Source organism: Metabacillus niabensis (genome assembly GCF_902829255.1).
Classification (GTDB): domain Bacteria; phylum Bacillota; class Bacilli; order Bacillales; family Bacillaceae; genus Metabacillus; species Metabacillus niabensis.
Genome location: NZ_CADEPK010000369.1, coordinates 1 through 11312, shown reverse-complemented (window position 1 = coordinate 11312; position 11312 = coordinate 1). Strand labels below are relative to the sequence as shown.

Here is an 11312-nt window from a genome sequence, read left to right as displayed (position 1 = left end):
GCATACTAATATAAATTAGCATGCTTTTTAAAATAAAATAAGGTTTTCTTTTATTAAAATTTCAATATCCTCATTTAAAGTTCAAATTTCTTCATAAGAATGTTAGCTATACTTCTATAATACCGAAATCTATAGTTATACAATTAAGACTCAATTAGTGATAATTGGGTTTTTGTAATCTAATATATAAATTGTTTTCTTCAACTAATCTACAACTTTTCCGATTCAACCATGAACCGGTTGTGAAAAATATGAAAAGATATTAAAGGTTGTACCGGCAACATCATACCCCTTCGTGACAGAGGAAACTTTGCTTTCTGTAAGTACCATCAGAGCAATGCACCGTCTAGTTGAACAAGGAACTTCTATATTTCCTTATATACTTCTTCTACATACTTAATAGATTCTTGTTGAGCCTCTGATTTTATTTGGATATCGATTTCATAATCTTGTCTGAGATTTAAATAAAGTGATATTATAGATTTAATTGCGTTATAACAGCTTTCTTTTTCGTGGATGGCTACTGTTTTTTCTAATTTCTCAATGAAGTCTGGTGCATCTTCTTCAATTCTTCTTACCCCTCTTGGTAATGAATTGTTTTTCATAAGCACTAGCGGTCCGATAACAGTTCCTCTGAGAAATGAAAGGAAATCAACTACTTCAAACAATTCCCCTCTTCCAAGTTTAGTAGCACCATAATGTATCCAAACCCAAAATCGATCTTCAACCCATTGCATATCTGGATAAGGAAAAGAAAAATTGATTTCACTTAGTACCTGACTTAAAGATGAATCCCTTTGCCAAACGATAATGGGTCTTTCCACTCCATAAGTTACCTCTTCAAGGGTTACAAATTTTAAATCCACATGAAGAATAGGAGAATTGTACAAGCAAATTAGTAGTCGAGGTTCCCCTACATGCTCCCCTGTAAATCCAGATAAGAGATGGCCAAATTGAGTTGCAATTTGCAGTCTGTTCATCATTATTTCGTCTTGGAAGGTTGAGTCATAAACAAGAATCAAATCGAGATCACTAAACTGATCCATAGTATTGTTTATCATTGAACCACCTGCAAGTATACCTATAAAACGTTCATCTTCTTTTATTTGCTTTTTTACTTTTAGGATAAAATCTTCATGCTGTTTTAACATGTAAATCACTCCTGTAAATTGACCTACTAAAAGTAGGTATTATGACAGAATAACACATTAGAAATACAAATTTCAATAGTGACCTCGATTGGTGAAAATATCTTTTTTAAATAAACTAACCTGTACATTAGTATAATAAGAAAAAACGATACATCTTTACAGAAGCATCTCACCCGTTTAGTTGAATAAAGTTTAGTAGGATTTATTATGAAAACAGGCTTCACAAATGAATTTGCCTGTTTCTCAAATACGCTTTTATCTCAGTGAAACCCTTTCGCTTAGGGTAACGCATTTTTACAAAAACAACGTCATCTTCCTATATTTAGGATTATCCGGCAACATACCTAATCCTCCCTAGTCAAATAAAAGGAAATGCAATACCTCTTTATTGAAGTAAATCGCACCAGATAACAATTGAGTTAATAAATATATCTTACAGTCTTATATTTCCCATACTTGATGACAGTTTCAAATACTTCTCGACCATTTTTATCTCTTAACAAAGCATCCATCTTATCATCTTTAATATTGTAATGTCTCTTATTTAAAAAGCCTACACTTCGGATTGTTGGATGATCTAAAATTGGTGTTAAGTCACCATTTAACACATTAGTATCAACAAATCTAAAGTCAATTAGATTAGGAAATTGATATAAAAAATCCAAATTTTCTAGATTACCACAAGAATTTAGGCGTAGGACCCGAAGATTTTCCAGAGAGAATAATTCTTCATTTGGTACAAATTTCTTTGATTGATTAATATGTAAATGTTCTAGCGTATCTGCTAATCCAGACAAACCAAAATCATTTTGTAATTTAGTACAATAATGTAATTCCAAACGCTTTAATTTATTCATTTTTTCTATCCCACGGAATTCTTGTATGTTGGACCAGTTTAATTCTAAATATAGGAGATTTAATGGAAAACCAACAAAGTTACCCAGCTTATTCTTTTTATGATGCCAATGAGTTAAATATTCAATGTTTTCTAGCTGCATCTCATTAAATTTATCTTCTTTTAAGTTTAAGTGAGCCTGAAGATTATCTGGTATTTGTTCAAACCAAATCGTATTATTTCTCCAATTATCCATAATAAAAAGCCCCTATATTCTCCGTTATTTCTTCTATCTTATCATTGGATTTATTACACAAACCTTCCCCTTTAGTTGAGATTCCTACCATAACGACCTATGCCTTTTTCGCAAATAATTCTAATAACTCCTTGGCACTATGTACCTCTTTATCTGGTTTAAAGGGAGCATTAGTCGGTAAATCTTTCTTACGATGATTCATCCAGATCGCTTGCCAGCCTGCTTGTTTTGCTCCGATAATATCCTTTTCAAAATTATCCCCGATATACACGGTTTTTGTTTGGTCAAGGTCCAGTTTCTGTTCAATATAATCAAATACTTCTCTTTTCGGCTTTGCATGGCCAATCATACCAGAAATAAACGTCATCTCTTCCGGAATCCAACGACTAAGGCCGAGTTGTTTAATTTTCATCGCTTGATGTTTTTCTTCACCATTTGTAAGAATCCCAAGCTGCATCCCTTCCTTATAAAGGAAATTTAGTAATTCTTCGACTTCCGGAAACAAGGTAATGTTTTTTTGCTCGGTCACATACATTTCATGAAAAATAATCGCTTTTTCCGTATCGATAGGGATGTTAAAATCTTTACAGGCAGCCATGATTCGTCCGGTTTGCCATTCAAATTGGGATATTTCACCTGCTTCACTTTGGTCAAATAAAATCTCGCTATACTTACGACTAGCTTTATATAATTGATCGATTTCTTCGTCTGAAAATGGTTCTTGAAAAAGCTTCCTCACCGTTTTATGAAAAGATTGTGCTTGATCATATAATGTATCATCGACATCAAAAATTATCGTATCCACCATCATAGGCCTCCTTATATGATTGATAGAACTTATTTATCAGCTAGAGAAAACAGAGAGCCAACTAACTACTCCCTTCTCTAATCAAACAAATAAGCCATGGCATCTACCCTAAAGAGTAGGAAGACGCTGTTAATAATTATACTAATGGTACTGTTCCCTACTTTAAATACGAAACTATATCATTAACCTATCTGTACCGATTGTTGAGAATCAACCACCAATACATACAAACTCATTACTTTAAAGTTGTATCAACGAAAATATTTACTGCACAGTATCAGTCTACTCCGTACACAATCTGGCCCGTTTGTTAAACACAAGTTTACTATAAATCTTAAACTAACCTGCCCCTTTAGTACAATAAGAAATGCGATACCTCTTTCCTGAAGTATCGCACCCTTTATTCCAATAATAAATTCTAAGTGAGTATTAATTTGATGCTGATTTACTGATTGGTTTCTTTGACATATTACTAAAAAGTTGAAACATCAATATTGGTATATATCCTATGAATCCTCCAAAAGTATTTAAGATTAAATCATCTATATCAAAACTCCCGAACTTAAACATTAACTGAAAAACTTCATAGGAAAGACTTAAACAAAAAGTGGCAATTATTATTCTTTTTATAGATAGAAACCTTTTAGATAGTAAAGGGAGTATGAATCCATAAGGTGTGAAACCTATAATATTACCAGTTATGTTATCAAATCTAATATCAAAATTTATATCATTAGAAAAAAATAAATAATAAGAAATGGTTTTAAACGGTATGAAGTTATGATTGTGCCAATAATAATCATTATATTTAAAATTAAAATGACTACTTAAATCATTAAATGAAATATATTTAAATAAAACCAACTTTGTAAGAACCAAAAGATAAATACAAAACGAAATAAATAATGCTATTTTTATCAATGATTTCATATTATAGGCACTCCAAATACAAAATTTCCATTTTATTACATTACCACTATTTCCAATATAAGTATAGACTAACATGCACTAACCTGTACCTTAGTACAAATAACAAATGCGATACTCCTTCAATAAAGTATCGCTCCCAAAATCAATATATTTTTATTCCTTAATGTCATATACCAAAATATCAAACAATGTCTCATCAGTATAAAGCAACATTGCCCATTCACCTGGCTTAGGTATTTTTACACTGCTTGGTGTATGTGCATCTGCTCCATTGTTTGGAGGAGCAAGGCTAGTTGTCCATCCCTCAGTTAAAATTTTGTGAACAGTTCCTGATTCCTTGTGGTAACCCACTACAGTTAAATTTGTTTTAGTTGGAATATTAATTCCCCAAAGATGCCACATCCATTTTTGAGTATTCAAACTAGGAGCATCAGCACCAATAACACCTGATTTATTTTCGTTTCCTAACATCCCATTAAATCTTACAGCTTTCTTTTCCCAATTTATTTCTTTAAAATCACTTTCTTTGACAAACTTAGGGATATCATCAGGTAAGACAATATTCCTCTTTACTGTTTTATCTGATTCACTTTTTGATGTATTATCTGATATACAGGCTGCCAACAAAAATAACACACTGAATAAAATAATCGTCAATCTAAGCTTTTTAATCATTTAACCCTCCTAAAAGAACATAGTTAACTTCATAATAATACCATTTTTTCTAGCATTTTACTAACCTACTACTAAGAATAAAAACGATACTGCTTACCTGAAGTGTCTCACATTTAGTTGAAGAGTCTTTATTTTTCAAATCTCACTAACGTTTTTTCGGGTATTTCAATCTTGTCTATATCAAAGTTATTGATTTGGAGAGTAATTTCACCCTCTCGCTTATCAGTTTCTTCTCCAATCCAACAGCTATACAGTTCAAAATAATCTCCTTTTTCAAGAAAACTGTCCATTCTTTTACAAAGCTCTAACAGCTTTAATTTTGATTCAACACGCGTTTCATGATTCATATTTTCCGCTATCGCAATTCCCCAATGACTTGATACCTCGTAAACATAAAAGGTAGTAAGCTGATACTCCTTTATATTTTGCAGTTCACTTTCTCCAGCAAAACATCTTCCAATGTAAAAAGAATTATCTGAGTAATCATCATCGTGAATTAGTAATTCTATATTACAGCCGATGTAAGAAGCTAAACTCATTCTCTCGTACTCCTTTGGTTATCCTTATTAAACTATTCTGATTCGTTAGTTCATAAAAAAAGCCACACTCATCGCTAGTCGAATTTCTTCTGCTCTTGTTCTAACAATTTGCTGTACATATCAAACTTTTCATTATCATTTAAATGCTTTGCAAAATACATAGCATTATAGAATTTATTGTATGAATCTTCTTCTTTTTCAATTTCTGCGTATGCTGCTTCCAGATTTGAATTTCTTATTAGCCATTTTAATCCGTTATGTAAGAAATCTTGTTTAATATCGTTTATAACTTCCTCTATATTTGAACCATCAGGTTGTATCCACCAGATATCATTACGCTCCTTTTCAGCGCGATTGTGAAAATTCTTGGTGTACTTAGACTGATCAAGATTACAGGATAAATCATACCTTATATCACATTGATAGGTTTTGGGTAGTAATTCTCCTTTAGCACTAATTTTTATTTCTTCTCTCGGTGGAATAAAGTCATAATATATTCCTAATTCTACAAAAATAGACATAGGTGACCATCCTGTAACATCAGAAAAGGATACCCCTACAGCAGCTATATCCAATACCCAAATACAGTGGTCATCCCACCCCCAATTATGTCTTGTATTCACTTTGTGAAATCCGTTTTCTCTTAATGTGGGCGATAAAATTTCTCTTATCACTTTATTTATTTCAGGAGAGCCAACCATACTATCTCAACCTCTCATTGCTTTAAATTACCTCTATTATAAAACAATTTCTTGTAAACTAAACTGTCTCTAAGTTCAATAAGAAATGCGATACCTCTTTATTAAAGTATCGCACCCGTTTGAGGAATAATCTATTCCCTATAAACTTACTTTTAATTAAATCGTCTGTTTTCATTTATCATTCGTAAATGGTCACAATTACTCCATCCATATTATCACCTGAAATTTCATATTCTTGATTTTTTGGCAGATTAATGGTCATGTTTTCAGAAAAGGGATAATAAGAAACAGTATATTTTTTACCGTTTATTTTAGTCGAAACCTTCTTTTTCTCCTTTAGGTAATCTAAATATTCTTCTAAAACAAAACCCTTTTCCTGCAAAATTGCACTATGAGGCAAACCAACATAGCGATTATGCCAAGGTTCATATTGGATGCCTGTAATATCTGTTTTATTCTTTGGATAGCGTAAAATAAAGCCGTATTTCCAAGCATTTTTTTCGATCCATTTTCCTTCTGGTGCATGTTCCATTTTCATCTGTGTAGACCCTACATCAAGCGATAAACCCAAATTGTGTTCACTATAACCTGGAGGTAGGGCTAGGTCAGATCCCATTTGTTCATATAATATCTTTTGTTCCTCAAAACTGCGAAATCCACTTGTGATGGCGAAATTATGGAGTCCCTCTTTTCCAGCATCAGCCATCATCTTTGAGAATTTTTGTGCAATATCCATTGACATATAATTTGTACTACCTAATAACACATATCCTTGTGTCAATTCATTGTGGATCGTTAAATTCACCACGTCTGATTTAATACTCTCTTCGTGAACTGGGTGTTCATTGTTGACCAATAGTAGATTTCCTTGATAAATTTGTTCTTCTGTAATAACTATTTGTTGGCTATTTTCGGAAGCCCTTCTATCCTCTGCTTTATCATTTTCATGTTGATCATATTTCAGCACTTCTACATTTGGTATATCTGCTTTTGATTCAAAAAATGATTCCTTATTTATGAAGGTTAAAAACAAGCATAAAAGTATTAATAGTAAAAATCCCCACTTCTTCATTTTTCAGTTTCCTCCTAATTCTTCTTCATTTGAAATAATAGGAAAAACTGTTTAAAAAAAGAGTGGGGTAAATCTTAAATTTTCTTTAAATGCTGGATTTGAAATCAATCTATCTTAAATTATTTTGTTCACTTTCCTTTGGTAATCGAACTTCAAAAGTTGTCTGTACGACGTTGCTTTCGGCAGTGATTGATCCATTATGCTGCTCTGCAATATTTTTCGCAATAAACAGCCCCAGCCCTGTGCTATCTTCTCTATGGGTTCGAGCTTTGTCTCCGGTATAGAACATATCAAAAATATGCGGGAGTTCATCTGGAGGAATACTATCTCCATAATTGACAACTTGTACTACCACTTCGTTTGCTTCAATGGAACCATTTATATCTACATACTGACCGTCATATCCATAACGAATTGCATTAGTGATAAGATTTTCAAACAGTCGTGCTAGCAAATCTCCATCCCCCAGAATGGGCAAATGGCTCGGAAGATTCATTCGGGCAATCAAATGGTTTTTTTCGAATACAGGATACAATTCTTCATTTAATTGGTTTAGAAGGTCAGTTAAATTAAAGCTTTTCTTATCTACCGGTAGCATTCCATAATTCATTTTCGTTATCTCGAATAATTCATCAATCAGCCTTTCTAAGCGTTGAGATTTAGTAAAAGCAATCGTTAAAAAATGCCTGACTTGTTCTTTCGTCAAGCTTTCATCTTTAAGGATTAAATCTAAGTAACCCAAAACAGAAGTCAGCGGTGTACGCAAATCATGTGCTAAGTTTACAACTAGCTGATCCTTACTGCTTTCCGAAAAGTCACCTCTTAATATGGCTTCTTTTAATTTTTCACTTGCAAGATTGATGTCTTTCGCAATATCATGAAACTCATCATTTGATCGGATTTCAACTTGATGTTGAAAGTCGCCACGAGCAAGGTAGTGGATTCCGCTTGAAATCTCTTTGAAATAGGTAGAGTAGCGTTTCGTAAATAGAAAGAAAAATAATATCGAAAGTGGAATAAAGATCAGTAAAAAGAAATTAATGTCTCCAATTTTGTTCATAAATAAGCGAAAATGGGTTATTAAATCGCCATATTCAACCCAAGTATGATAATAATATTGCAGTATTTTAAAGATTATATAAGTTATGGTACCAGACAGGAGCATACTCAATCCAAATAACACAATCATTTTTGAGCGAAAACTACGTACGATTTTAGCCATTGAATGTATACCCGACTCCCCATACAGTTTTAATTAATTTGTTTTTCTGTTTATCTTCTTTAAGCTTTTTTCGTAGCGTACGAATATGAACCATAACAGTATTCCCACTTTCAAAATATGCTTCGCCCCACACCTGCTGAAAAATGTTTTCTACACTATAAACTTTCTTTGGATGACTGGCTAGTAAATACAAAATATCAAACTCTTTAGGAGTTAGCTCAATAGATTCACCGTAAAGAGTAACCGCACGTTCCTCAGGAGAAATAACGAGTCCACCAAACTCTAGATTTGATTTATTTTCAGTCTTCGCATGATTCAATGTAGTAAATCGCCGTAACTGGGCATTTACTCGAGCTACCAATTCAATGGGGGTAAATGGTTTCGTCATATAATCATCTGCCCCAATTATGAGTCCCTGTACTTTGTCGAAATCAGATGTTTTAGCACTCAAAAATATGATCGGCATATTATGCTGTTCACGAATGCGTTGGGTTACTTCATATCCATCCATTTTCGGCATCATAATATCCAAAATCAGCAAATCAAAGACCTGATTCTCGACAGCACGAACAGCCTCTTGACCATTCGATACTTTCATAATACGGTACCCTTCCTTTTCTAAATGAAAGGCAATTAGATCAGCAATCTCCTCCTCATCATCAGCAATTAGTATCGAAATATCTTTCATATTTTCACTCCTAAATAAAGTTACATATAGGTCCTATTCATTTTCTATTATATCTTTTCTTTTTCAAAAAAATGGTCTTATTGTTGGGTTGATAATACTCCATATGTTAACAAGTCGTTAGAAGATTCTCAAGAATGTTTGGTATTGCTTTAAAATAAAGTTTGAGCAAAGAGCTTCCTTTCACTCTTAGAAACAACTAATAAAAAACCGTTGTTTTGAAAAAAGCTTGATCAAAATAACGGTTTTTTATTGATTATTTATTTTTATATTAAAGTTTGATTATTTCTTATTAAACTACCAGCCGTTAGTTGAATAAAGAGCTTTTTTTGAGGTGTTAGTATTTATCCTTTTTACCAAAAATCTAATTGCCTGGGACTTTAATGTCGCACCAGCCACTTACATCACACTGTCCATTTTCGTTACCACCTACAGACACCACCGTTCCGTCAGATTTAAGTCCAATGGTATGAGTGCAACCCGCCGCTACTGCTACTATATCGTACCAGTCACTTACATTGCATTGTCCATACTCATTCCAGCCCACAGCCATCACTGTTCCATCAGATTTAAGTCCAACGGTATGTTTACTCCCCACCGCTATCGCCACAATACCACGCCAGCTACTCACATCGCATTGTCCTAGCTTATTTTGACCCACAGCAACAGTTGTACCATCCAATTTAAGACCAACAGTATGGAGATCCCCCGCCCCTACCGATTCTATATCACACCAGTCGTTTACACTGCATTGATGGTACCTATTATTCCCCACAGCTGTAACTGTACCATCCGAATTAAGACCGATGGTATGCCAGTCACCCGCGGCGACTGCCACTATGTCACGCCAGCCACTTACATCACATTCACCATAATTGTTTCTTCCTACAGCAATCACTGAACCACACGATTTAAGACCAATGGTACGACACCAGCCCGCTGCGACTGCTACAATATCGCACCAGTCGTTTACATCGCATTGGTTATGCTTATTCCACCCAACCGCTACCACAGTACCGTCAGACTTAAGACCAATGGTATGAGCATTACCAGTGTTTCTCGCCATATGAACATTACTTGCCGCTACTGCCACAATATCAAACCAATCACTTACACTACATTGTCCATAGTTATTGTCACCAACAGCCGTCACCGTTCCGTCAGATTTAAGACCAACCGAATGACGACGACCCGCTGCTATGCTATTTTTAGCCCACCGTTTCACCTTTAATGCTGATTCTTTTGGTGAAATGTAATCCATATTGAGTTACCTCCTAAAAAACAAGAGCTATATTATTATTGTTCATGATTAATCTGCTTCGTTAGTACACTAACTTCAACGAAAGTAAGCAATAATCCTTCTTGGACTATCGCTACCTGTTAGCTGAATAGGACTATTTTTTTATGGACGCACCATTTCCAGCACCTATCGCTATACCAATTCCCATTCCTAAAGCAAGGTTAACAAAAATAATTCCTTAGTCATTCCATTTCTCATTGGTTTTGAGGTTTAATATTGTCACTCATATTTACTACTAATTTGATATTTGGTTTCACTAACCTGTCCCTTTAGTTGAATAACAAAAAGCGATGCTTCTTTATTGAAGTATCGCTCCCTTCACAAACTTAAATTTTTAAAGGTCATTAAAAAAGGAATGCTGTCATTTTAGGAATATAGCTTTAATAATTCTTGCTGAGGTAGATTATTCGTTTTATCTGTCTCAATAAAAAAGTCTAATTGCCATTTTTGTGTTTCAATAGCTTGTTTGCTAGTAGGGGTATCCCATATAGGGTAAACTCTTATTGCCATTTTTCCTTTTGTAGTGGCTGTTTTAAGGATTTTTTGTTGTATAAGAACTTCTTTTGGAAAAACAAACTGTCCAAATCTATCATTAGTAGAAAAGGTATTAATAACCAATAAATCGGTAGCTTTTTCATATGAAAAGGCTTGGTTTTTATGAGCCGAATCTTTTTCCCAAAAGGATACAAACTGTCCTATCTTATTAGGTGTAATCCTTGCTACTCTAAATCTAACTGATTTCGAATTCAGCTGAAATATACCAGCACCATAATCTGAATTTTGGGGTTCCTCTCGGATAGCTTTTATAACTAAGTGATTTGGTTCATAGAAATTCTCATTTACATATGTTAACGCCTTATAAAATTCATTCATTATTTTACCCCTTCTATTTATACGACTGGCTCTAATGGCTCATTCGGGATTTTGTTTGACTTCGGATATGGCAAGCCATTTATTCAGCTACATCTTACCCTTATTATTTATTCAGTTTTTATCATATTTTTTAAAACATCGTAAACAAATGGAAAAGTCATAAAGCCATCATCTTCTAGAAAATGACCACCCTTTTCAATAGAAAAAAATGATGCATCCAATTGTTTGGATAAATTTTGACTTAATTGATAAGGAACAATAGGGT

At 33.6% G+C, this 11312-nt stretch carries 13 protein-coding genes; all 13 read right to left on the bottom strand.

From position 1 onward, the window contains the following. Window positions 1–365: 365 nt before the first annotated feature. Window positions 366–1151 (bottom strand): oxalate:formate antiporter, encoded by a 786-nt coding sequence (locus tag HU235_RS21760; RefSeq protein ID WP_174881564.1) that lies wholly within the window; start codon window positions 1149–1151, stop codon window positions 366–368. 419 nt (window positions 1152–1570) lie between these two features. After that, window positions 1571–2242 (bottom strand): hypothetical protein, encoded by a 672-nt coding sequence (locus HU235_RS21755; protein ID WP_174881563.1) that lies wholly within the window; start codon window positions 2240–2242, stop codon window positions 1571–1573. A 97-nt stretch (window positions 2243–2339) separates the two neighbouring features. Further along, window positions 2340–3050 carry an HAD family hydrolase gene (locus HU235_RS21750; RefSeq protein ID WP_233452354.1) on the bottom strand — a complete coding sequence of 237 codons (711 nt, stop codon included), beginning with the start codon at window positions 3048–3050 and terminating at the stop codon, window positions 2340–2342. Window positions 3051–3479: 429 nt separating this feature from the next. Beyond that, window positions 3480–3980 (bottom strand): VanZ family protein, encoded by a 501-nt coding sequence (locus HU235_RS21745; RefSeq protein ID WP_174881562.1) that lies wholly within the window; start codon window positions 3978–3980, stop codon window positions 3480–3482. 153 nt (window positions 3981–4133) lie between these two features. Next, window positions 4134–4655, bottom strand: coding sequence for a hypothetical protein (locus HU235_RS21740; RefSeq protein ID WP_233452352.1), 522 nt, complete (start codon window positions 4653–4655; stop codon window positions 4134–4136). A 128-nt stretch (window positions 4656–4783) separates the two neighbouring features. Next, window positions 4784–5194, bottom strand: coding sequence for a hypothetical protein (locus tag HU235_RS21735; protein WP_174881561.1), 411 nt, complete (start codon window positions 5192–5194; stop codon window positions 4784–4786). Window positions 5195–5268: 74 nt separating this feature from the next. Next, window positions 5269–5895 carry a DUF4304 domain-containing protein gene (locus tag HU235_RS21730; RefSeq protein WP_174881560.1) on the bottom strand — a complete coding sequence of 209 codons (627 nt, stop codon included), beginning with the start codon at window positions 5893–5895 and terminating at the stop codon, window positions 5269–5271. Window positions 5896–6073: 178 nt separating this feature from the next. Then, entirely contained in the window at window positions 6074–6967 is an 894-nt protein-coding gene (gene vanY, locus HU235_RS21725; RefSeq protein WP_174881559.1) for a VanY-A/VanY-F/VanY-M family D-Ala-D-Ala carboxypeptidase, read from the bottom strand. Window positions 6968–7076: 109 nt separating this feature from the next. Continuing rightward, window positions 7077–8189, bottom strand: coding sequence for a sensor histidine kinase (locus HU235_RS21720; RefSeq protein WP_174881558.1), 1113 nt, complete (start codon window positions 8187–8189; stop codon window positions 7077–7079). Continuing rightward, a complete protein-coding gene (gene vanR, locus HU235_RS21715; RefSeq protein ID WP_174881557.1) occupies window positions 8182–8877 on the bottom strand; it encodes a vancomycin resistance response regulator transcription factor, VanR-F/VanR-M family in 696 nt (231 codons plus the stop codon). The genes HU235_RS21720 and vanR overlap by 8 nt, the downstream gene beginning before the upstream one ends. A gap of 361 nt (window positions 8878–9238) precedes the next feature. Then, window positions 9239–10135 (bottom strand): RCC1 domain-containing protein, encoded by an 897-nt coding sequence (locus HU235_RS21710; protein WP_174881556.1) that lies wholly within the window; start codon window positions 10133–10135, stop codon window positions 9239–9241. Window positions 10136–10540: 405 nt separating this feature from the next. Then, window positions 10541–11047, bottom strand: a complete 507-nt coding sequence (locus HU235_RS21705; protein ID WP_174881555.1) for a MepB family protein — start codon at window positions 11045–11047, stop codon at window positions 10541–10543. A 107-nt stretch (window positions 11048–11154) separates the two neighbouring features. Further along, a complete protein-coding gene (locus HU235_RS21700; RefSeq protein WP_267905728.1) occupies window positions 11155–11307 on the bottom strand; it encodes an alpha/beta hydrolase in 153 nt (50 codons plus the stop codon). Window positions 11308–11312 lie beyond the last annotated feature (5 nt).

Bases quoted from the DNA above. Each gene is read 5' to 3' on its own strand.
- HU235_RS21760 (WP_174881564.1), bottom strand. From the start codon at position 1,151: ATGTTAAAACAGCATGAAGATTTTATCCTAAAAGTAAAAAAGCAAATA.
- HU235_RS21755 (WP_174881563.1), bottom strand. From the start codon at position 2,242: ATGGATAATTGGAGAAATAATACGATTTGGTTTGAACAAATACCAGAT.
- HU235_RS21750 (WP_233452354.1), bottom strand. From the start codon at position 3,050: ATGGTGGATACGATAATTTTTGATGTCGATGATACATTATATGATCAA.
- HU235_RS21745 (WP_174881562.1), bottom strand. From the start codon at position 3,980: ATGAAATCATTGATAAAAATAGCATTATTTATTTCGTTTTGTATTTAT.
- HU235_RS21740 (WP_233452352.1), bottom strand. From the start codon at position 4,655: ATGATTAAAAAGCTTAGATTGACGATTATTTTATTCAGTGTGTTATTT.
- HU235_RS21735 (WP_174881561.1), bottom strand. From the start codon at position 5,194: ATGAGTTTAGCTTCTTACATCGGCTGTAATATAGAATTACTAATTCAC.
- HU235_RS21730 (WP_174881560.1), bottom strand. From the start codon at position 5,895: ATGGTTGGCTCTCCTGAAATAAATAAAGTGATAAGAGAAATTTTATCG.
- vanY (WP_174881559.1), bottom strand. From the start codon at position 6,967: ATGAAGAAGTGGGGATTTTTACTATTAATACTTTTATGCTTGTTTTTA.
- HU235_RS21720 (WP_174881558.1), bottom strand. From the start codon at position 8,189: ATGGCTAAAATCGTACGTAGTTTTCGCTCAAAAATGATTGTGTTATTT.
- vanR (WP_174881557.1), bottom strand. From the start codon at position 8,877: ATGAAAGATATTTCGATACTAATTGCTGATGATGAGGAGGAGATTGCT.
- HU235_RS21710 (WP_174881556.1), bottom strand. From the start codon at position 10,135: ATGGATTACATTTCACCAAAAGAATCAGCATTAAAGGTGAAACGGTGG.
- HU235_RS21705 (WP_174881555.1), bottom strand. From the start codon at position 11,047: ATGAATGAATTTTATAAGGCGTTAACATATGTAAATGAGAATTTCTAT.